15 protein-coding genes and 2 pseudogenes are annotated in these 20,572 nt (G+C 44.4%); 9 read left to right on the forward strand and 8 right to left on the reverse strand.

All coding sequences use genetic code 11. The features are described 5' to 3' along the window. Positions 1–23: 23 nt before the first annotated feature. Positions 24–1,000 (reverse strand): annotated as a pseudogene (locus MADE_RS20375) (peroxidase family protein); the annotation flags it as partial. Between the two features lie 136 nt (positions 1,001–1,136). On the opposite strand from MADE_RS20375, the gene MADE_RS16950 reads away from it, so the two are divergent. Then, positions 1,137–1,946 (forward strand): hypothetical protein, encoded by an 810-nt coding sequence (locus MADE_RS16950; RefSeq protein ID WP_015068148.1) that lies wholly within the window; start codon positions 1,137–1,139, stop codon positions 1,944–1,946. A 190-nt stretch (positions 1,947–2,136) separates the two neighbouring features. On the opposite strand, the gene mdh is transcribed toward MADE_RS16950, so the two are convergent. Further along, entirely contained in the window at positions 2,137–3,075 is a 939-nt protein-coding gene (gene mdh, locus MADE_RS16955; RefSeq protein WP_015068149.1) for a malate dehydrogenase, read from the reverse strand. Between the two features lie 239 nt (positions 3,076–3,314). Between mdh and argR the strand changes: the two genes are divergently transcribed. Beyond that, positions 3,315–3,779, forward strand: a complete 465-nt coding sequence (gene argR / locus MADE_RS16960; RefSeq protein WP_015068150.1) for a transcriptional regulator ArgR — start codon at positions 3,315–3,317, stop codon at positions 3,777–3,779. Positions 3,780–3,863: 84 nt separating this feature from the next. Here the strand turns inward: argR and MADE_RS16965 are convergent, their stop codons facing one another. Beyond that, entirely contained in the window at positions 3,864–4,547 is a 684-nt protein-coding gene (locus MADE_RS16965) for a type 1 glutamine amidotransferase domain-containing protein (RefSeq protein ID WP_015068151.1), read from the reverse strand. 192 nt (positions 4,548–4,739) lie between these two features. Further along, the gene (locus MADE_RS16970) at positions 4,740–7,913 is read right to left on the reverse strand and encodes a TonB-dependent receptor (RefSeq protein WP_015068152.1); all 3,174 of its coding nucleotides are present in this window, start codon (positions 7,911–7,913) and stop codon (positions 4,740–4,742) included. 385 nt (positions 7,914–8,298) lie between these two features. Here MADE_RS16970 and MADE_RS16975 point away from each other — a divergent pair, with 385 nt between their 5' ends. The 5 genes and pseudogenes from MADE_RS16975 to MADE_RS16995 all read left to right on the forward strand — a co-directional run bounded on the left by MADE_RS16975 (position 8,299) and on the right by MADE_RS16995 (position 13,192). After that, positions 8,299–9,192, forward strand: a complete 894-nt coding sequence (locus MADE_RS16975; protein WP_023559922.1) for a PhnD/SsuA/transferrin family substrate-binding protein — start codon at positions 8,299–8,301, stop codon at positions 9,190–9,192. Continuing rightward, positions 9,192–10,145, forward strand: a complete 954-nt coding sequence (locus tag MADE_RS16980) for a hypothetical protein (protein WP_015068154.1) — start codon at positions 9,192–9,194, stop codon at positions 10,143–10,145. The genes MADE_RS16975 and MADE_RS16980 overlap by 1 nt, the downstream gene beginning before the upstream one ends. 188 nt (positions 10,146–10,333) lie before the next feature. Then, positions 10,334–10,957, forward strand: coding sequence for a uridine kinase (udk, locus tag MADE_RS16985; protein ID WP_014950808.1), 624 nt, complete (start codon positions 10,334–10,336; stop codon positions 10,955–10,957). Between the two features lie 12 nt (positions 10,958–10,969). Beyond that, positions 10,970–12,181: a NupC/NupG family nucleoside CNT transporter gene (locus MADE_RS16990; RefSeq protein ID WP_015068155.1), complete on the forward strand. Its 1,212-nt coding sequence runs from the start codon at positions 10,970–10,972 to the stop codon at positions 12,179–12,181. 169 nt (positions 12,182–12,350) lie between these two features. Continuing rightward, positions 12,351–13,192 (forward strand): annotated as a pseudogene (locus MADE_RS16995) (isopenicillin N synthase family dioxygenase). 65 nt (positions 13,193–13,257) lie between these two features. Here MADE_RS16995 and MADE_RS17000 read toward each other — a convergent pair. Then, the gene (locus MADE_RS17000) at positions 13,258–14,415 is read right to left on the reverse strand and encodes a tetratricopeptide repeat protein (RefSeq protein WP_015068157.1); all 1,158 of its coding nucleotides are present in this window, start codon (positions 14,413–14,415) and stop codon (positions 13,258–13,260) included. Positions 14,416–14,696: 281 nt separating this feature from the next. Here MADE_RS17000 and MADE_RS17005 point away from each other — a divergent pair, with 281 nt between their 5' ends. Both MADE_RS17005 and MADE_RS17010 read left to right on the forward strand, forming a co-directional pair. Then, positions 14,697–15,116 carry an MAPEG family protein gene (locus tag MADE_RS17005; protein ID WP_020744348.1) on the forward strand — a complete coding sequence of 140 codons (420 nt, stop codon included), beginning with the start codon at positions 14,697–14,699 and terminating at the stop codon, positions 15,114–15,116. Between the two features lie 126 nt (positions 15,117–15,242). Then, positions 15,243–16,232: a GGDEF domain-containing response regulator gene (locus tag MADE_RS17010; RefSeq protein ID WP_020744349.1), complete on the forward strand. Its 990-nt coding sequence runs from the start codon at positions 15,243–15,245 to the stop codon at positions 16,230–16,232. A gap of 1 nt (position 16,233) precedes the next feature. On the opposite strand, the gene MADE_RS17015 is transcribed toward MADE_RS17010, so the two are convergent. The 3 genes from MADE_RS17015 to MADE_RS17025 form a co-directional block, all read right to left on the reverse strand. Continuing rightward, positions 16,234–16,914, reverse strand: a complete 681-nt coding sequence (locus tag MADE_RS17015; RefSeq protein WP_015068160.1) for a 3'-5' exonuclease — start codon at positions 16,912–16,914, stop codon at positions 16,234–16,236. A gap of 5 nt (positions 16,915–16,919) precedes the next feature. Continuing rightward, positions 16,920–18,761, reverse strand: a complete 1,842-nt coding sequence (locus MADE_RS17020; RefSeq protein WP_020744350.1) for a DUF294 nucleotidyltransferase-like domain-containing protein — start codon at positions 18,759–18,761, stop codon at positions 16,920–16,922. 103 nt (positions 18,762–18,864) lie between these two features. Beyond that, positions 18,865–20,571, reverse strand: a complete 1,707-nt coding sequence (locus MADE_RS17025) for a sodium:solute symporter family protein (protein ID WP_015068162.1) — start codon at positions 20,569–20,571, stop codon at positions 18,865–18,867. Position 20,572: the final 1 nt, after the last annotated feature.

The raw sequence follows: 20,572 nt of genomic DNA on the forward strand, positions 1-20,572 counted from the left end.
TTTACTTACACTAAAGATAAGCACTAACAGGTAAGGTCGAAGCGGTCTGCGTTCATCACCTTTGTCCACGCGGCAACAAAGTCCTTAATAAACTTCTCTTTGCTGTCATCTTGCGCGTATAGCTCAGCATATGCGCGCAATACAGAGTTTGAACCAAACACTAGGTCAAAACGCGTAGCGGTAAACACTTCATCACCTGACGCTCTGTCGACAATAGCGTAGCTATTTTTCCCGGTCGGCTTCCATGTGTATTTCATGTCGGTAAGATTTACGAAGAAATCTGTGCTCAATGCGCCTACGTTATCGGTAAATACACCGTGCTTACTTTCGCCGTAGTTAGTGCCAATCATACGCATGCCGCCTACGAGTACCGTCATTTCTTTCGCTGTTAAACCAAGTAACTGGGTTTTATCTAGCATTAGCTCTTCAGGTTTAACCACGTAGTCTTTTTGAAGATAGTTTCTGTAGCCGTCAGCAATTGGCTCTAGTGGCTCAAAAGATTCAGCATCGGTCATGATGGGGTTGTAGCGCTTTGATGGGTCTTCAATATCAATAGGCTTCTCTTCCTCTTTAATATTGATAGGTTCCCACTGCTCGGCACCGGCTGGCGAATTTTTTCAATACCTGCACCTTCTGGATCTGGCCCTAATGCTTCGGCACTGCCATTACCGTGACATTTACCTACCGTATGACCACCGGCGGCTAATGCAACAGTTTCTTCATCATTCATTGCCATGCGCGCAAAGGTTTCACGTACATGGGCAGCGGTTTTAAGCGGGTCAGGCTTGCCATCAACCCCCTCAGGGTTTACGTAAACAAGGCCCATACTTTCATAGGCAATAGTGCCTGCTAGGACAAATAAATCAGCACAGCTCAGTTTGTTGCCATACTTCTTTTTAATTGGCCAAAGCAAACGGCGAGCTTTATCTAAGTTAACGTTGTCTGGCCACGAGTTTAGAGGCGCAAAACGCTGGTTACCTGTTGAAGCGTTACCTCTGCCACCGCAAACGGGCAGTAATCAACAACCAGAGCATTCGCTTAGCAATATTCTTCCCTCCAATCACTCAAATAGCTTTAATCATGAAAAAAAACCGTTATCTTATTTATCGACATAACAATTTCATAAAGGACTAAACATGCATTTGCTACCGGCCTTAGCAGGTTTATTGTTGGGGATTTCGACATTAAGTTTACAAGCGAAACCGCTATCACTGTCACCCGGATTGTGGGAAGGAATTAGTGAAGATGAAATGCAGTATAAACTTCTCCAAATAAACGATAGCGGCGAACATTTTCTTTATGAAATCCACATACCTTCAGGCCTGAGGTACGCCAAACGCTCAGCCTTTAGTGATGAGGATATATCCTGTAAAGAGAACCGATGTACGATCAGTACCATTATCGAAGAAGACGTAACCCGTTCGCTTACTCTGTCCCCTTACCTAGACACCAGCTTTACCGCGCTTGAATCAAACTACAATGACAATAAAGGCTTACTTTCCACTAGTTACCGACTCATAAAACAAGAATCTAGCTCAACGCCTCGCAAGTTTTTCGAGAAATACGGTACTTTGCTAAACAATGCGGAACGCGCAAACGACGAGACGCCGTACGGTTTGTGGGTGGGCATTTTACATTATTTAGATAAACCAGAATTGGCTCTTCTTCAGTTGTATGAAGATAGACAAGGGTCGCTCACGGTTTTCAGAAAAGGGGAGACGAGTGAATTGGCTGTTAGCACACAGATCTCACCGAAAAATATCTCGCTTCAATACCCTATTGTTGAAATAACCACTTCCCACGCGACTTTTGCTACCCATCTTTTCCTTATGTCTGAAGGCAATAGCGTATTAAAAGGTTACGCTTACGCTGTACATAAAGGTGTAACTTTAGATGCCGGTGAAATCAGGCTTTTCGATATCACGAAATATCTTTCACTTAACTAATACACAAAGGTCGTAACAGAACCTTTAATCGCTGGGGTGATAAGAGCTGATAATAAAGTGGAAACTTGATGTGAAGTCTGAGAACGTAATTAAAATGTAGGCTCTCCACCGCAGAGAAGCGGTGGCGAAGCCTACAGGGAAGTATTCACGGCGTGCCTACGTTCAAAGGCCCGCCAATGATACTCACCGATTAGCCGTTTACGAAGTCAACGCCTAGCTTGATGTCGCCACGTAGGCCTTCAAGCATGTCGTTTTTCGCTTTTTCTTCGAATGCGCTAAGCTCGCCGTATGGCAAGATTTCTTCAACACCGTTTGCGCCAAGGCGTACTGGGTGTGCGAAGAATGCTGCGTCGTCGCTGTCGTCAGTTTGTACGTAAGTGTACTCAACCACATTCTCACCTTGCATTGCTGCAACTAGAGATAGACAGAAGCGTGCTGCTGCTTGACCCATTGAAAGAGTTGCAGAACCGCCGCCCGCTTTTGCTTCAACCACTTCAGTACCCGCATTCTGGATACGAGTGGTTAGGCTAGATACTTCTTCGTCTGTGAACTCTACGCCTTCAACTTGTGAAAGAAGAGGAAGGATTGTAGTACCAGAGTGACCACCGATTACCGGTACGTGCACTGAAGATACGTCAACATCTTTAAGTTCAGCAACAAACGTTTCAGCGCGGATAACGTCAAGTGTCGTTACACCGAAAAGCTTATTCTTGTCGTAAACGCCTTTTGCTTTTAGCGTTTCAGCTGCAATCGCAACAGTAGTGTTAACTGGGTTAGTGATGATACCAACACACGCGTTCGGGCAGTTATCAGCTACACCTTCGATTAGGTTTTTAACAATGCCGGCGTTGATGTTGAACAGATCAGAACGATCCATACCTGGCTTACGAGGCATACCCGCTGGAATTAGAACAACGTCTGCTCCAGTTAGTGCATCAGCTAGGTCATCTTTACCGTGACCGGTTACTTTTACCGCAGTGGGGATGTGGCTCAAATCAACGGCAACACCAGGAACAACTGGCGCTACGTCGTAAAGCGCTAAATCTGAACCTGCTGGCAATTGTGTTTTCAACAACAAAGACAGCGCCTGACCAATACCACCGGCAGCACCTAACACGGCTACTTTCATACCATTTCTCCTATGGGATTACTTCACGTATTTAAACGGAACGTCACACTAATGCAACGCGGGGGAAAACTCAATCACCGGATCGTCTTATTAACGTTATTTATGGCGATTTTATCTCGATATTCATTATCATGAATGATTATGCAAAGAAATTGCGCAAAGTCTACCTGTACGGCACAATATGGGCATAACAAATAAAATTCACCACACATAAACCCTCAGAAAAGAAAAGAGCGCTAATGGCAAACGCAAAACAAGAGCAACTCATCAAGGCTTTTAAAGAGATTCTTAAAGCGGAAAGTTATGGTTCACAAGGCGAAATTGTTGACGCATTAAAAGCACAAGGCTTTGACAATATCAGTCAGTCTAAAATTTCAAGAATGTTAAGTAAATTTGGGGCTGTGAGAACGCGCAACGCGCGCGGTGATATGGTTTACTGCCTTCCCCCTGAGTTAGGTATGCCTACGGCTAAAAGCCCCCTCAAACAGCTTGTATTAGACATTGTGCACAACAACGTGATGGTCATCATAAGAACTAGTCCAGGTGCAGCTCAACTTATCGCCCGCTTACTTGACTCGCTAAGTAAAAAAGATGGCGTGTTAGGTACAATCGCTGGTGATGATACCATTTTCATCGCTCCCGCTGATGTCACTAAAATTGAAGAATTAAGACAGCGCGTAGAAGATTTATTTGAGAATGTCTAGCCAGGGCGCTAAAAGCTAGGCAACCGAAAACAAGAAACCGCATACATGATGCGGTTTCCAACTACATTACAAATTAAAACGTTCTTAAGATAGAAGTTTGATCAATGCATCGGCTGCAGGACGTGACGATGGCGGGTTTTGCCCCGTCACCAACAATCCATCTGTACAGACTTTAACAGCAAAATCATCCGCGCTTTCATACTTACCGCCCTTTTTAACTAGCTCGTCTTCAACCAGATAAGGGACTACGTCAGTAAGCTCCATCGCAGCTTCTTCGCTATTTGAGAAGCCAGTAACCTGCTTGCCATCAACCAAATATTTGCCATCTGGCGTCTTAACATCTTTTAGCACGATGGGCGCGTGGCACACAGCCCCAACGGGTTTATTGGCTGCGATAGTGTCTTCAATCAATTTAATGGAATGCGCATTATCTGATAAGTCCCATAGCGGACCATGACCGCCCGGGTAGAAGACAGCGTCAAACTCATCTGCACGTACATCTTCTAGCGGAATAGTAGACGCTATGGCGCTTCGAGCCAGCTCATCTTTCGTGTATCGAATCGAATCGTCCGTCATTGCGTCGTCTGCAAGACTATTGGGGTCAATCGGTACCTGGCCGCCCATCGGTGACGCTAAGGTGATTGTATATCCCTCATCTTTAAATGCGTAGTATGGCGCAGCGAACTCTTCTAGCCACATGCCGGTTTTCTCGCCGGTGTCACCCATAATTTCGTGAGACGTCATTACCATTAGCATACGTTTTGACATAAGCCCTCCTTGCGAGCATCTAAAAATTTATCATGTGTTTGTTCGTTCAATGGAGAGACTTAGATCATAAGCAAAGACTATGCGCGCTCAGTAACAGGTGTGTGAGATAAATCGCAGGCATAAAAAAGTGCCACTTCCAGTTAAGGAGAGTGGCACCTAACACTACAACTTGTAGTTAGTGTTTACTACTTCTTAAAAGCGGTAGTTAACACCTACGCGGATTTCCCAAAGAGAAGGACCGCGAGATACGCTCTGCTCTGGTCTTGAGAACGCGCTGTACTCGTATTGACCTGCGTCATTGAAGTCCGCAGCAATAACTTCATCACCGCCGAAGCTACCTTGACGGAAGTCACCCCATTGGTCGTTGATTAAGTTGGTCAAGTTTTCGATTACGAAGAACGCGCTTGCTGTATGACCTTCATAGAAGCCAGGTAGCTCTTGAGATACACGTAGGTCAGCTTTAAACCACCAATCAGCAGTTTCACTGTTACGCTCAAGGATCTCGCCGCGCTCAAAGCCGTTATCTTCAACCCAACGGTTGAACTGTCTTTGAGCTTCTTCCGCAGTTTGAAGTACATCACCATCACGGTTTGTCTGATCAACAAACACTACGTTCGGATCGTTTACTTCAGGAATGTAAATAAGCTGACGAGCAAATACACCATCCCAAGGGAACGCTGAGTTGTTGCTGTGAACGTAAGAGAAAGGCTTACCTTCGTTAGCCGTTGCAAACAAGTTGAAACGTGTTGCATAACCGTCAAAGAACTCTGCAGTATAACCTAGTGAGAAGTTAAAGCGGTTGCCAACAGCGTAGTCAGACGTTGCCGCAGACGGGTTGTTAGGATCGCTTGTTGCAAAGTTAGCGTAGTTTGAGAACGCTACTGCGCTTGTCATTGGGTTAGCATCTTCTGCGTCAACATAAGCGTATGAAGCGCCCATATCGAAGCCATTATCCCACTCTTTGCTTACGCCGATTGAAAGAACAAGTGAACTACCGTCATCACCTGAATCAACATTACCTAGAATGAAGTCCTGCGTTTCATTACGACCTGAGTCAATATTGGTGTAGATTGGGCGACCATCGAAACGGTTTTCACCGTTGTAAACAATGTTCGCATCTCTAACTATTGCTGAATCTTGGCGATCGGTATAGATCATGTCAGCGTTAATTAGGTAGTCATTTTCAGTTACATAGGTGAAACCTAACGCGTATTTCCACTCAGAAGGAATCTCAAAGTCTGGGTCAGTTGCGTTAGTGTTACCGTCACCATCCGTTAGGCTAGTGTTCGCTACTACGTCAAATAGCTCTTGTGGTACGTCGTAAATCGGACGACCTTGACCAGTTAGCTCTAGGTCAAACAATGAAGTAGTGCCACTTACGAAGCCATTGATTTGACGTTCACGAGTACCAATGTTCGTTACACCGTCGTTAGAGTATGCATTTGAGATCCAAACGTTAGGGTTACCACCAGAGTAAAGACCTAAACCACCGCGTAGTTCTAAGCTTTCGTTAACTGTGTAGGTAAAGCCGAAACGTGGCTGAAGAAGGTCAATACCATCTACGTTTGCAGTGTTGGCAAAACCATAACGCTCAGTGAAGTTTTCGTTCAAACGAGGCGTATCGTCAGAGCCGTATGTATCATAACGAAGACCAGCCATGATTTTGAGGTCGTCAGTTAGGTAGAACTCGTCTTGTACGTAATAGGTAGTTACGTCGAATGCAAAAGAAGCACCAGCATCCGCTGGGTTGTTTGTACCCGCAGAGTTGTTGTAGTAGATACGATCAACAAGACCAGCTTCGAAGTCAGCGATGCTGTCGAAACGGTATTCACCTACAGTTTGCTGCATAAACAGGTTAAATACGTCAGTTTCTTCGTATTCAACACCAGCCGTAATTTCGTGGTCACCCCAGAAATAAGTACCCGCTAGTTTAAAGTTAAATACTTCATAGTTAAGGTCGTTAGACTGACGAGAGTCATCTGGACCGATGTAGATAGTTCCACCGTTATCAGTTCTGATTTGCGCTTCAGCGAAGCCAGAAGCTGCGTCTAGTGACTGTTGACGGTTATCTAGGTCAGTGTGGCCAATACGAAGCTCTGTTGAAAAGTCATCAGTCCAGTTTGAGTATAGTGAACCTACAACAGTAGTTAGTTCAGCGCCTCGCTCGTAGAAGTGATTACTTAAAGAAAGTCTTGAAGAACCGCCGTCAGATTGGCTTACGCTAAAACCGTCGTTCCAGTTATATACTAATGAAGCACGGTGGTCTGCGTTAATGTTCCAGTCTAGTTTAATAAGAATTTTTTCGTCTTCAACTGGCGCAGAACCCGGTGTACCGCCTACATCATAGCCATACACGTCTTGCGCAATTTGTGAAACCTGACTGATGTCGTCTTGAGTTACACGACTACCCAGCGCGTTGTAATCATAAAGCTGAACACCTTCAAGCTTTTCGTAAGCTGCGAAAAGGAACAGGCTATCTTTAATTAGTGGAAGACCAACGTTGAAACCGTAACGTTTTTCTGTGTAGTTACCGTTGTCACGCTCTACACTGTCAACTTCGTCGCCGCGGTAAGAATCAGACGTAAAGTCGTAGAAAACACCACCGTGAACTTCGTTAGTACCTGATTTAGTTACTGCGTTGATGTTACACGCAGTGAAACCACCGTACTCAACGTCAAACGGAGCAAGCTCAACGGCTACCTGTTGGATAGCGTCGTAAGAGAAAGGCATACGCTCGGTTGGGAAGCCGTTGCTGTTAAGACCGAAGTTGTCATTCATGCGAATACCATCTAGGGTCAAGCTGTTGTTACGCGGGCTTGCACCACCACAGCTAATCGAGTCGTTGAAGCTTTCATCAACGAAAACACGAGGGTCAACACGCACGATATCACCGATGCTACGGTTAATAGCTGGTGTATTTTCTAGCGCCTCTAAGTTGAATACAGTCTGTGGGCCTGTTGCACCAAACGCTGTCGCTGTTAATGCGCTACCGCTTACAGAGATAACTTCAATATCACTTGCGTCTTCTAGCGTAAGGTTAACGCCGAATGGGTTACCTAGCTCTAGGAATACGCTATCGATAGTGGTGTCTTGGTATTCGTCAGAGTCAACTACGACTCTGTAAGGACCGCCAACGCGAAGGCCACGAAGGTTGAACGTACCGTTAGCGCCAACAACCACTTCACGGGCTGTGCCAGTAGGTTCGTGAATAACAGTAACAGATGTTCCCGCAGCAGGTGCACCTGTAGGGGTAAGGATGCGGCCTTCCATTGCAGATGACGTTTCTTGCGCCATTGCAGTGGTCGACAAACCGATTGACAGCGCAACCGCAGCCGCAATGCGACTGAATTTAGCTGATGAGCTCATGTGTGTGTTTCCCTTTTTGTTTAAAATTCTTTTTTACTCGGCCTAGTGTAGTGCAAAAAGTTCTACATAAAACCAATGACTATCACTGAACCCGACAAATTGTCGTAAAGGTTCGTGTCAAATTTATTACAATTTTACATTTTTATTTAACAGCAATCGCCCGAGGCTAGTGAGTTTGCAAAAAATTACCTGACCACATGGTCAAGTTAATTTACTTGTTATTATTATTGTCAATTTGCGACGAATAGCTGAATCTATTCTTGCCACATATGCGACTAATAAACAGCGTTTAATAAAAATCAGGTTTACCTATAAAAATTAGCCATTTTTCATATAGTTAACACCTTAAAATAAATTTACCTATTGCAATAAATAACCTTAACTGATGAAATCACTTTATAAATCGTTAATTCATTTGGTCGTTTTTTTGACGAATTTCAGAATTGTTGCTTCCGGAAAATGGATAATTTTTATGTTAGCCGCCATCTTGTGCGGTTCGATAAACTATTTTCAAAATTCCGTTTCTTATAGTGACATCGCCCCTCAAACTGGTCAATATTTAACCTGCAAAACCGAACTTGTAGGAAATATTGACGTTTTTTCAGTCTATGTTACCGATGGACGCATTGCCGAAATGGCAAGGCAACGGTTGTGTAATGATGAAACGATAAAACGGCAATACGGTGAAGTGAAAGTAACCATCGGCCAGAGTGATTATGATACGTTCCGATACATTAACCATGGCGTCGTCGATTTAGCGCTCGTTAAAAGTAATGTGGTAAACGCCTTCGGCGCAGACCAAATATATGGTTTAACTAAAATTGCTTCCCACCCAGATTACTCTGCGTTCTTTATAGCGTTAAGAGAGCGCCCTCAGTTATCCAAAGAATACCTATTGGGAAAGCGAATTGGGTTACTTGACTACCCTAGCAGTCGATCAGGACACATTGTTCCTAAAACAGTTTTGCAGAACTTGGGGTTAAGCGATAACAATGTAAATATCGTCTACTACAGTTCGCACCAAGAGTTAAGGCGGGCCCTGCTTGCGGGTGAGATTGATATTATTTCTTCGTATTGGGCACAAGAAGACAAAGATAGCTTTTCTAGAAACTATGCCACTCCCCTTCAAGAGAGCGTAAGCGGTATGCAGTGGTTCTTAAAAATGCAAACTCAGAACACCGACTTATTCTGCGCGATGCAAAGCGTTGTACACGAAATAGCCATGGCCCATCCTCGCCCCTATTACAAAACTATTACATTGGAAGAGGGGTGTAATTAATGGGTAATAAACAGCTTCACTTTAAGTCCAAGCCATTTATCGCATTAAATTTGGTTGTTCTAATAGCACTTCTCCAATGCATTGCGCTGACAGCTCAGCTATTGTCTTATCAAGCTTCCATTCATCGAGCGCTAGACAAGGTAGAGCGCAGAATTAGTCTAGACAGTGCGTTTTTAGATGTAGGAAATAACACGTTAAATACGCCGGTTAATCAATTTGCAATCTTTCGCTATCTTGGCAGATTAAACGCTACACTCAAAGATGAAGGATACCCTGTCCTCGTAAGAGAGATACAAGGGGTGGTTACAACGAAAGAAGACTTTAGCCAGTATCCAAAACTTGTCACCACAAGCTTTAAAAACGCCGAGCAAGAAATCACGGTAGAAATGCGAGGCAAAAGCCTTTTAAGTGCACTATCGTTCAGTTGGGCTGCACTAGCATTATCAATGCTTCTTACCCCTTTCTTCGCGGTATCAAACCTAACTAAAAAGCGTCGCGCAATAGTAGAAGAGATAATTCCACCTACGCCTAAATTAGTCATCAACCTCAAAGAAAAGACAATTTCCAATGGTATCGATGACAAAGCCGTTACACTACAAAATAAACCGTTATGCTTTTACACCGCACTGGTTAAATATTGCATCGAGCACCCTGGCGAGCCGCTTCCCCCCCATAAAGACGTGCCAACTGAATTGCTCGCCTTAGCGAATAAAAGCTTCGGTCGACTGATAGAACTGGGCCATACCAAGCGTAAACGCCCAGATTTCAACGCGAACCTTGATAAAACGCTCAGTGAAGTACGCGCGGCGCTTGATGAGGTGTTCGTTGGCTATTCTGAAGAAAAAGAAACGTATTACCCACCTAGGGCACAGGGCGAAGGGTCGCGTTCGAAACAACACTCTTACGCGTTACCATCTATAAGAGAAGAGGATATTGAAATTATTGGAAATTAACTAAAAACTGACCACTTGGAGAACTTTTTGTTATTTTTTGCTAATTAAGTAAACAGCCTGCAATACCTTGAAAATACGATAAAGTTCTAGCAAAGACCGATCCAAAATCTGATAACTTGCGAATATGGCATTGATTCGCGAGGCCTAAACGCGTATCTTTGCACCAACAAAACCAGCTTTATAGTACTATGCAATCGCCACTTATTATTGCCATTTCTGGGGCTTCGGGCTCTGGGAAGTCTCTTTTTACAAAAAATTTGTTCAACGGCTTCAGTGCCCAAGGACGTCCCGTTCAAGTGCTGCGCGAAGATCACTACTATCGTGCGCAAGATCATCTTCCCATGGAGCAGCGTGAGAAGAACAATTATGATCACCCCAACGCCTTTGAACATGAGCTTTTAAAAGCGCACTTACAAGCATTGCGTGACGGTCAACCTATCGACTACCCACATTATTGCTATAAAACGCACACACGTTTACCTGAAACGGAGCGTTTAAACCCCGCACCGGTAATAATACTTGAAGGTATCATGTTGCTAGCCCGTACCGACTTACTACCCTTGTACGACGTTAAAATTTTCATCGATACCCCACTAGATATTTGTTTAATGCGCAGAATGATGCGTGACCTTAAAGAACGTGGTCGCAGTATTGAATCTGTGGCAAAACAGTACGAAGAGACTGTTAAGCCAATGTATCATCAATTTATCGAACCTAGCCGCTTCACTGCCGACGTAGTAGTGACGCAAGGTGGCAAAAACCAAATTGCATTAGATGTGATTAAATCACACATTCAGCAAGCGCTTCTTTAAGGGAACATTACTATGGTAAGTTTACTGGGCATAGCCGTCCTTCTGGGTATTGCTTTCGCGTTATCCTCCGCAAAACGCAGTATTAATCTGCGCACTGTAGGCGGCGCATTTGCTATTCAAGCATCGGTTGGCGCCTTTGTCCTGTACTCGGAACCTGGTAAAGAAGTCTTGTTAAGCGCGACAAAATTTGTCGCCAATATTATTGCCTACAGCCAAGAAGGGATTAATTTTCTATTTGGCCCTATTGGCGACAAATCGATAGCGTTTATTTTCGCCTTTAACGTGCTTCCTGTTATCGTGTTTTTCTCAGCCCTAATTGCGGTCTTATACCACCTTAAGGTAATGGGCATTGTTATTAAGGTGATTGGTGGCTTTCTACAAAAAGCGCTAGGCACAAGTCGTCCTGAGTCTATGTCGTCAGCGGCCAATATTTTTGTCGGCCAAACTGAGGCGCCGTTAGTCGTTCGCCCATTCATCCCACACATGACCCGTTCTGAGCTTTTCGCCATTATGGTGGGGGGCCTTGCTTCCATTGCAGGCTCTGTAATGGCAGGTTACGCCGGCATGGGTGTAGAGCTTAAATATTTACTTGCAGCCAGCTTTATGGCGGCACCGGGTGGCTTATTGATGGCAAAGATCATTTTGCCTGAAACAACCAAACCCAACGAAGATTTACATGACGTAGACGCGGAAGATACCGGCTACGCCAATGTATTTGATGCAGCCGCCAGCGGCGCCGCATCAGGCATGCAGCTTGCGTTAAACGTAGGTGCAATGCTACTTGCTTTTATAGCACTTATTGCCATGTTCAACGGTCTTATAGGCTGGACAGCAGGGTTATTTGGCTATGAAAACGTAACGTTTGAAGGGATCCTGGGTTATGTGCTTCAACCTCTTGCATGGGCAATCGGCGTTCCATGGGAAGAAGCGCAACTTGCAGGCAGCTTTATTGGACAGAAGATGGTGGTAAACGAGTTCGTTGCCTATCTCAACTTCTTAGAAAGCCAAGAACAGCTGTCTGAAGCATCTCAGGCCATTATCACCTTTGCACTTTGTGGTTTTGCAAACTTCTCTTCTATCGCCATTTTGATGGGTGGAATTGGTGCTATGGCACCAACACGCAGAAAAGAAATTGCGAGACTGGGGTTAAAAGCTGTTATTGCTGCAACGTTATCAAACTTAATGAGCGCCGCGCTAGCGGGCTTTTACCTCTCTCTTGGTTAAATTTCATTAAATTAGACCAGTTGGTCAAGAAAATACTAGACTAACTGGTCAGGTTTATGTACATTACGCGCAAATTCATCGCGGGGTTGATTTGTATCAATTTCTGCGACTTTTTTCTGTAGCCCGTCTACCTTTATAATGCCGCAGTCAATATATACGGGATAAAGTTATGCAATTAGTTGCTGTAGATTACCAAGCGGACAACGCTCAAGAAGAATTCGTGAAGTCACTTCGCGAAACCGGGTTCGGTGTTTTAAAAAACCACCCTATCCAGCAGTCATTGGTTCAAGGTATTTACGATAATTGGCAGGCCTTCTTCGACAGTGAACAGAAGAATGATTACCTGTACAACAAAGGTAAACAAGACGGATTTTTCCCTCAGAGTGTTTCTGAGGTAGCCAAAGGCTTTACGAAAAAAGATATTAAAGAGTATTACCATTTTTATCCGTGGGGTCAGTGCCCAGACACACTACGCCCTCAGATTTCTCAATACTATGAGGAAGCAAATGGCTTAGCGAAAGAAGTTACTAGGCTGGATAGAAAAATACTCTCCTTCAGAAGGTGAGCGGTAAGTACAGTCAACCGCTAGGTGACATGATCAAAGACTCAGATCAAACCTTGCTACGTATACTGCACTACCCACCACTTAAAGGTGATGAAGAAGTTGACGCAATCCGCGCTGCTGCACACGAAGATATTAATTTAATTACTATCTTACCTGCAGCCAATGAGCCTGGACTGCAAGTACAAGCTAAAGACGGTAGTTGGTTAGAGGTTCCTTGTGACTTCGGGAATTTGATTGTGAATATCGGCGATATGCTTCAAGAAGCATCAGGCGGATATTTCCCATCAACTACACACAGGGTAGTAAACCCGGACGGTGCAGACATGACGAAATCTCGTATCTCGTTACCACTGTTCTTACACCCTAGACCAGATGTTGTTCTTTCAGAACGTCATACTGCAGGGTCATACCTGCAAGAGCGCCTTCGTGAGCTGGGCGTTATATAAATTAAGTTCCTTTTGTAGTGTTATTCTTTGCCGCAGCTAGTCTGCGGCTTTTTTTTGCCCTCGCATTAGCGACTAGCCAACGACGCTAATTTAGACGAATAACGCTGTTTTTCTTGCTCGTTCGGAGAATGCTTAACTGCGTGCTTAAGATAACGCGTTGCTTTACTCACATCACCTAGCTCATGAAATGCTTTTGCCATTCCAAACAATAGTTCATGACGTGCGTTATCAAGCCTAAGCCCTCGCTCGTAATGGGTTATTGCCACATCGGCTTTTCCAGCCTCGAAGGCCTGCTCACCTAAGATATAGTGATAAAACGGGTTATTTTTACGTTTAGCCTCTACCATTTGAGTTATCTTTAGGGCCGCATCATCTTTATTTTGATAGGTATAAAGAATCGATAAGTTTTCCCAAGCCGTTAAGTTTTCATCGTCCAGTGCTAACGCATGCTTGTAGGCCAACTCAGCTTGCTCGTACTCATCAACCATTCGGTACAAAACGCCCAAATTTACCCAGGTCTGCTGTAACGCAGGGGAGATTTTGGCTGCGGCTCTAAAATAGCTGTAGGCTCGGGTATAACTGTTCGCCACTAAAGCGTCAGCGCCCTTATTGTTGTAAAACATAGCTATAACCTTGTCTCTCGATACTGCCTTTCTTGGGAAGTAATTGCGTAACATTTGAGGGTCGAAATCTACATCTGCCCACGTTCCGCCAACCGAGGCTACAGGGCTTTCATTAGGTAGTGAAATACGCAAATTAATATGCCCGTTAAGCAAGCTAAATCCTTCACGGCGAGTCCAATACTCTGGGATATCTACTTCATAAAAAGTGGCGGTAAGCCCAACGTGTTCAGCTAACGCCAGAGTCATAATAGACAATGAAAGGCAATTGGCAGCGCGGTTATTAAACGTGGTATTTGCTGTAGTATTGGCACTGTTTCGATAAAGCATCCCGCGGTCAGAATGATCGAAAATGGCCTTTACTAACCCTTTCACATTTTTTTGTAAAATGCTTTTTTCATGCACGGCTTTTTCTGCAAATTGCTGTGCGTCTTCATCTAAGTAAAAAATCTCTTCGGGCGGCTCGACGGGAAACAAACTAAAAGAGGGAAAGAGGCTATCGTTTAATAATATTGGTGTAGCATCTGCCTGATTGTTATTAGTAGACGTGCACCCACCAACTACAAAACAAAACAGTATTGTTACAAGAATTCGAGCATTCATAATAGGCACCTTTTTATTTACTCGATAGCCTAAATTATAGCACTCGCAACAAATTTCACATTTTATTTACAACCCCAAATGTTAGCCCCTCACCGCAAAAGAACGTATTTGTTGGCTTTTAAAACCGCGTAAACAAGTCGAAGCGCTGAAAATTTGGTGCTTCGCTTCATCTTTTATTGCGAACTCTTCTAATGCGCGTGGCGTAGGTATTAACGCTAACTTTTTTGAGCATTAATGTGCTCGCATTTCAAAAATATCAAATCTGCTGAAAAGGAGTTCGTATGTTCGCTGTCTATACCTATAGCATTGCCGGCCTGTTACTGATTATTTTTACTGTGTTTGTTCAAAACATCGTGGCCGCCATTGCACACAGAAGACAATCCCAGTATATCCCGGGTAAAGTTAGTGATGAGTTAAGTCATGATAGTTTTGTATTTAGAAGCCACCGAACCTTTCATAATTCGTTAGAGAACGTACACCAATTTACGCTTCCTGCCATTCTATGCATGTTTTTAGGCGCACCAACAACGCTATTAGCGTTACTAATATGGATATATGCATTATGCCGAATAATGCATATGGGGCTATACTACGCAATAGCTACGGAAAAAAACCCTAGCCCCAGAAGCTATTTCTACATGATTGGCGTGCTTTGTACAGTTGGCGTGTTTGGACTTGCGATTTTCCAATTATTTATGTAGGAACGCTGCAACTATGTAAATAATGTGAACCAAATGGTTCAATATTCAACTTATGATTAATCTACAATTGCTTCGTTGAGGAGTAATGTGTGTTATGGAAGTCATCACCCGCACTGAGGAGCGAGCGTGTATATTGAGCAAGTTGGCGAGCGTACTTTAAAAGATTGTAAAGTGCTTATCGTTGACGACCAAGCCAGCAGCAGACTTGTACTGGAAACATTACTTGAGGACACGGTTCCCTGTACTTCTGTGAGTTCAGGACAGGAGGCTATTGAGTACTGTAAGTTTCACACGCCTGATTTAATCTTAATGGACGTGTCAATGCCTGAACTCGATGGGCATCAAACCACCGCGCTTCTAAGGAGTAAGCCTTTATGCGCTCACATCCCTATCATTTTTGTTACTTCATCGAGTACCGATGAAGAAGAGACTCGGTGCTGGGACTCTGGATGCGTTGATTTTGTGGTGAAACCTGTAAATGCATGTACTCTACGGAACCGAGTGAAATCACATATTAATCATAAGCTGAGGAACGACCTGCTCGAAAAGCTCATTTATGTAGACAAACTAACTGGTGCGTACAATCGGCACTACCTTGATGACTACCTTCCTCGGCTAGTAAAAGATGAGCTTCGAACCTCTACTCCCCTTGCCTTAGTCATATTCGACATCGATCATTTCAAACTCTTTAATGATATGTATGGCCATTTAGACGGCGATAGTTGTTTATGGAAGGTCAGCAAGACCATTAATGATGCGCTGCTACGCCCCATGGATAAGCTGGTAAGAATTGGCGGCGAAGAGTTTCTGGTCATATTGCCTAACACTGATGTGGAAGGGGCAACAGCAGTGACCGAGCGTCTGCTGAAAACTGTTTACGATTTAAATATTCCACACTCTGCATCTGGATACGGGCGCATTACACTAAGCGCAGGGCTCGCCATTAAACATGATGATGCTAGCAAAACAATCGACCATGTCATGCTGGAAGCCGATAAGAATTTATATGCGGCAAAAACATCTGGAAGAAACCAATTGAAAGCGCCTTCGGTAGTGATAAAAAGCATTTCTGAAAATCACCACGCCCATCTTCCAATCAAAAGTCAAAGCGAGTAGCTCAGCCTAATTGATATTGACCCACAGCCTTGGTATGAAGCAATGCCTTTAATGAGTCTTCGCCGGTAACCCCTAATTCGTTTAGTTGGGCAAAAAATAACTGTAACGTGGCTAACGCATCGTCTAATGCATTGTGGGCGGGAAAGGCGGGTAAGTCTAAGCGCTGCCGACACACCGTAAGCGTAGCGCTATTATTAGGAAGAACCTGATGTTGTTTGTTTAACTGATATAGCGCCAGTTGTAGGGTATCAATGTAAATCACCTCTACTGTTTGTAAATTATTCTGCTTGAACGCCCGGTCAAGTGCCATTAGGTCAAGTTTAGCGTTATGAAATATCAGAATATTACGCTTTAGTAGTGGCAGTAAGTGACGCAGTGCTTCGTCAAGCTCCTCTCCTCTCTCTAATATGTCTTGCGTTAAACCATGAATGACCGGGCTTTGCCCTAAGTCGGCACGTGTATTAATTACATGATATCCGCTTGATGCAAGAGAAATTCGCATCCCCTTACCTTCCACATAACCCAATGAGGTTATTTGTGTTTTAGACGGCTGCAGGGAGGTAAGTTCTAAATCGATAGCGGCAAATGAAGTCTTACCTACATAGCGTTCTCGAAGCTTTGCTTTAAACCTGTTTTTATCGAAAAACACTGAGGCGCACGCTTGTATAAACTGCTTTATCATCGCATTTAACCTACGCCGCCAGAAAACTTCATTACCATTGCCTGATTGGTTCTATCTATGGCTTTAAACGCAGCTTTAAGCTGATGTTTTTCTATGGACGATAGACTCGATATCGACACTCTATTGTCGGTCACTTTATTTTCCAACTGATGACGCCAGCGCAATCTGTTTAAGAAAAGCCAAATGTCGCGCAAATTAGTGGCATCTCGTTTTGACAGTTGAGAGCGAGATGATAATGCGTCTAAACGAGCAAGGGTATTAGGTAGTGTGATCCCGTCCGCCAATGCATAAATACGGGCTATATTATTAATTAACGCTACCGCTCGGGTTTTAAGGTCAATGACATCCTTTTCTTTTTGTTTGTCGTTTTTCGCTTTTTCATAAATAAACTTCTGAAACATCGATAACGGAACAGAAATCTCATTACTGTGTCTTGCCAGAGCAGCCAAAAACATGTTTTGTTGCATAAGAGGAGCGCGCTGTTTTTGTAGCTGCTTAAACAAGCTGACGTCACCTGCGGCGCAGCGCACGTCAAGAAAGATATTAAAGTGCATGATGGCGTCTTTTGTCGGTGCCTTTACCCAGTGCCGTGCCTCCTCTATGGCCTCGTCTAGTGACAGCCGAAGCGCGGGATTACTGGCCATTATGTTGCCATCGCACAACTTTATGCCGCACTTTGCTAGGCCATTGCAAACATATTCCGACATCTTGGAAAAGTAGTCAGCCTGCGCTTTAGTCGGGGCCTTTGCCAATAACAAGCCGTTGTCTTGATCTGAGCCCATTGTTTGATCTTCTCTTGCCTGAGAACCATACACAAGCCAAGCAAACATCATAGGGGCTTTGCCGTTGGCTTGTTGAAAAAAGCCAATCAACTTTCTTGTCATAATGTCGGTGGCCTGAGACAAAATTTTTCCGGCGATATCATAATCCCCCGCTTTTTTTGCGTGAGCAGCAAAGTAGTGAGGTAGCTGCCAGGACAGCCGAGTCAATTCATACAAGTTTTCAGCTTTACTAAGCTCGCCAATAATGAAGAGAACGTTGCCCCTTTGATGGCGAATAATATCACTCGCCGTTACCATACCTAAGGGCACCAGTGACTGATGATCGATAACGGGCAGGTGATGGATATTTTTTTCTGTCATTAGTGCTAGCGCATCAAACAAAGTCCTATTTCCAGTTATTTGCGCAGGGCTTTGCGTCATAATTTCACTTACCGGCAAATGGGTATCTAACGAAGCCGCAACCACCCGGGATCTCAAGTCGCGATCGGTAACAATGCCGGTAAGCTTGTCATTCTGTGTTACCAACAATGACGACACTTTTTGCGTTGTCATTAGCTGTGCCGCCGCTGAAATCGACGTATCTGCATTTACCGATACAGGCGCTTTTTCAATAACATCACACAGCCCTTTATATAGCCACATTGAATTAGTATCAGAAATAGCATGACTCTGCAGGGCGTTGTCTCTTAACCCATTAAAGAATTGTCGTATCGCCGGCTGCTCAAATAAGGGCGAAACAGCCGATGCATCGAAACGATAAACGAGCCCAGGGCTGTCTACACTGATACTTAACGGGAAGGAGCGCTGCTCCATGATCCCCGCATAGCCAAAGTAGTCGCCTTCACTTAAATGACGCAAAGGCGCATCTGAATCTTGAATAGAGAACTGCCCACCTTGTATAAGAAAAAGTGCGTTATTTTCTTGGTAAAGGTCGCTAACATTCTCGGAAGTAACGTAAATAAGCTCGGTGTGCTTAACTAGCTCCAATTTCTGTTCTTTATCAAGCACATCGAAAGGCGCAGACGTATTTAAGAAGTCTTCCACTTGTTTAGCCATTGCCGTCATAGCCGTCGTCCAATTTTTAAGACAAAAAAGAAAAAACCAACCTACTCACTTTCGCCAGTAGATTGGTTTTATTTGCTAAAGCCTATCTGAAGGCATTATCCATTTAGTGAGCTGACGCTTCGCCCGCACCTTTCGGGTAACGAATGCTTTCAACCAGCTCTTGGATTTCTTCAGGTGCTTCATCGGTTGCTTTAAACACTAGGAACGCCACAATGAAGTTCACCAGCATACCTACCGTGCCAATGCCCTCTGGCGAAATACCGAACCACCAGTTATCAGGCGTATTGGCTGCTGGGTTTACAAACTTGAAGTAAATGATGTAAGCCGCAGTAAAGGCAATACCTGAAATCATGCCTGCAATGGCCCCTTTATCATTCATGCGTTTGCTGAATATACCCATGATGATAGCGGGGAAGAAACTCGACGCAGCCAAGCCGAAGGCAAAGGCGACCACCTGAGCCACAAAGCCGGGCGGATTAATACCGAAGTAGCCCGCGATAACAATTGCCACCCCCGCAGCTAACCTCGCATACATAAGCTCGGCTTTATCGGTAATATTTGGCATGAAGTTTCGCTTCAACAAATCGTGAGATACAGAGGTGGAAATTACCAACAGCAAGCCTGCCGATGTAGAAAGGGCTGCTGCCACTCCCCCCGCTGCAACCAACGCAATTACCCATGCTGGTAGGTTTGCAATTTCAGGGTTTGCCAATACCATGATGTCGCGGTCAACTTTCATTTCGTTGCGCTCATCACCCGAATAGAACATCTTGCCATCGCCGTTTTTATCTTCAAAGGCGATTAGCCCAGTCTGTTCCCAGTTTTTAATCCAAGACGGCGCTTCTGCGTAGCTGGTTCCTGTCATTTCAGGGCCATTAATGGTTTCAATCATATTGACCCGAGCGAATGCCGCTAGCGAAGGAGCAGTGGTATACAAGATAGCAATGAACGCCAATGCATAACCTGCTGATTTACGTGCATCATGAACTTTAGGCACAGTGAAGAAACGAACGATAACGTGTGGAAGACCCGCTGTACCCACCATAAGTGCAAAGGTAATAAAGAATACGTCTATGGTACTTTTGGTACCGGATGTGTATTCATTAAACCCAAGTTCGACGGATAAATTATCGAGCTTTTGCAGCATATGGACGCCGGAGCCGTCAGCAAGTGTGGCACCGAACCCTGTTTGCGGCAGGATGTGGCCTGTCACCATCATAGAGATAAATACCGCTGGTACAATGTAAGCGAATATCATTACGCAGTACTGTGCTACCTGAGTATAGGTAATGCCTTTCATGCCGCCCAATACGGTGTAAAAGAACACGATAACCATACCGATAACCACACCAGATACGATGTCTACTTCTAAGAAACGGCTAAATACCACACCGACCCCACGCATTTGGCCTGCCACGTATGTGAAACAAACAAAGATTGCGCAGAATACAGCCACCGTACGTGCCGTTTGAGAGTAGTAACGATCACCGATGAAATCAGGCACCGTAAATTTGCCGAACTTACGTAAATAAGGTGCTAAACAGAGTGCTAACAATACATAACCGCCGGTCCAGCCCATAAGGTAGACGGCGCCGTCATAGCCCATAAATGAGATAAGCCCAGCCATAGAGATGAAAGACGCTGCCGACATCCAATCTGCTGCGGTAGCCATACCGTTCATCACAGGTGGCACGCCGCCACCAGCAACGTAAAAGTCGTTAGTAGACCCAGCGCGAGCCCAAATTGCAATTGCAATGTAAAGCGCAAAAGAAGCGCCAACAATAATAAATGTTAAAGTTTGAACGTCCATG

The sequence above is a fragment of the Alteromonas mediterranea DE genome, assembly GCF_000020585.3.
Taxonomy (GTDB): domain Bacteria; phylum Pseudomonadota; class Gammaproteobacteria; order Enterobacterales; family Alteromonadaceae; genus Alteromonas; species Alteromonas mediterranea.